This is a genomic window from Nocardia sp. NPDC058497 (assembly GCF_042720195.1).
GTDB lineage: Bacteria > Actinomycetota > Actinomycetes > Mycobacteriales > Mycobacteriaceae > Nocardia.
In genome coordinates, this window is record NZ_JBHXMY010000845.1 from 1 (window position 1) to 1,904 (window position 1,904).

2 protein-coding genes are annotated in these 1,904 nt (G+C 68.5%); both read left to right on the top strand.

Annotation, left to right across the window (positions count from 1 at the left end; all coding sequences use genetic code 11):
• Positions 1 to 77: 77 nt before the first annotated feature.
• On the top strand, positions 78 to 1,010 hold the full coding sequence (locus ACFWPJ_RS31675) for an ABC transporter ATP-binding protein (RefSeq protein ID WP_378857032.1): 933 nt from the start codon (positions 78 to 80) through the stop codon (positions 1,008 to 1,010).
• Complete coding sequence (locus ACFWPJ_RS31680; protein ID WP_378857030.1) at positions 1,010 to 1,765, top strand: ABC transporter permease; 756 nt, start codon at positions 1,010 to 1,012, stop codon at positions 1,763 to 1,765. Before ACFWPJ_RS31675 ends, ACFWPJ_RS31680 begins: the two co-directional genes overlap by 1 nt.
• Positions 1,766 to 1,904 lie beyond the last annotated feature (139 nt).

The window sequence follows — 1,904 nt, forward strand, 5'->3', positions numbered from 1 at the left end:
GGGTCATCCTCGAGGATGACCCGACTCGCGACCTCACGGCGACGCGCTCGCCACTTTTGTCGGGCAAGCTGGGGCTCATGATCGAGCTGAAGGGCCTGACCAAGCATTTCGGCCAGACCGTCGCGGTGCAGGATCTCTCGTTCACCGTCCACCCAGGACAGGTGACCGGGTTCCTCGGACCCAACGGTGCCGGTAAATCGACGACCATGCGGATGATCCTCGGCCTGGACCGGCCGACTTCGGGCACCGCGCTGATCGACGGCAAGCGCTACGAGGATCTGGAGCGTCCGCTGACCCAGGTCGGCGCGCTGCTCGATGCCAAGTGGGTGCATCCGAACCGTTCGGCGCGCGCGCACCTGGAGTGGCTGGCCGCGTCCAACGACCTGCCGAAGTCGCGGGTCGAGGAGGTGCTGCGGCTGGTCGGCCTGTCCGAGGTGGCGGGCAAGAACGCCGGTGGCTTCTCGCTGGGAATGTCGCAGCGGCTCGGCCTGGCGGGCGCACTGCTCGGCGATCCGAAGGTGCTGCTGTTCGACGAGCCGGTCAACGGTCTCGACCCCGAGGGCATCCTGTGGATCCGCCGCTTCATGCAGCGGCTCGCCGCCGAGGGCCGCACGGTGCTGGTGTCGAGCCACCTGCTCTCGGAGATGGCCCAGACCGCCGAGCACCTGATCGTCATCGGCCGTGGTCAGCTCATCGCCGATACCACCACCAAGGACTTCATCGACCGCGCCTCCGAGCAGTCGGTCCGGGTCCGCAGTCCCCAGCTGGACCAGCTGCGCAGCCTGCTCACCTCGCACGGCATGACCGTGCGGGAAGAGGGCGATGCCGCGCTGATCGTCGCGGGCGTGACCAGCGACGAGGTCGGCAAGGTGGCCGGAACCAACAACGTCACGCTCTACGAGCTGGCACCGCAGCAGGCCTCCCTCGAGGAGGCGTTCATGCGGATGACCGGCGGCGCGGTGGAGTACCACGGCGCAGGCTTCGACCAGGTGATGGGAGGTGCGCTCTGATGGGCGTGCTCGCTGCGGAACGAATCAAGCTCACCTCGACCCGCTCGCCCTGGTGGTGCTCGGCGATCGTGGTTCTCCTCGGCATCGGCCTGGCCGCGTTGATGGCGGTGATCGCCAATATCGACGCGGAGCCGGGGCAGGAGCCGCTGTCGCTCACGCCCAGCCTCGCGGCCTCCGGGGTCACCGGTTTCGGCGTGATGGTGCTGATGATCATGGCCGCCCTGACCGTCACCAGCGAGTACCGCTTCGGGGTGATCCGCTCCAGCTTCCTCGCGGTGCCGAACCGGTCGAAGGTGATCGTGTCCAAGGCCGGTCTGGTCGGTGTGTACGCGGCGGTGCTGACCGGTGTGCTCGCGCTGGTCGCCTTCGTTGTCGCCAAGCTGATCGCCGGTGACGGCGCCCCGATGCTGGTGCTCGACGGCAACTGGCGAGCGATCTACGGCATCCCGATCTACGCGTTCCTTTCGGTGCTGCTGGCGATCGGTGTCGGCGTGCTGGTGCGCCAGTCCGCGGCGGCCATCTCCCTGATCGTGCTGTGGCCGCTGCTGATCGAGGGCCTGCTCGGCGCGTTCGGCAGCTTCGGTCGCGCTGTCAATCCGTGGCTGCCGTTCGCGAACGTGAACCGGTTCCTGAGCGTCGAGGAAGTGTCGGGCAACTGGCACTGGGGCGTGTGGGGCAGCCTGATCTACTTCGCCGTCTTCGTGGCGATCGTGTTCGGCGGTGCGCTCGTGGTGGTCAACCGCCGCGACGCCTGACCCAAAAGCCAGCCCGGGCTGCCCTCGCAAGAGCCCGGGCCGCGTGGGCCGCGACCTGGTCGGGTGGTCGCGCGACCCGGCCTTCGGCTTCCGCTGCCCGGGTGCCGAAGGTACGACCGCCGGTCCGCTGCACACAAGC

Coding starts and splice junctions, on each gene's coding strand:
- ACFWPJ_RS31675 (WP_378857032.1), top strand. CDS start 78: ATGATCGAGCTGAAGGGCCTGACCAAGCATTTCGGCCAGACCGTCGCG.
- ACFWPJ_RS31680 (WP_378857030.1), top strand. CDS start 1,010: ATGGGCGTGCTCGCTGCGGAACGAATCAAGCTCACCTCGACCCGCTCG.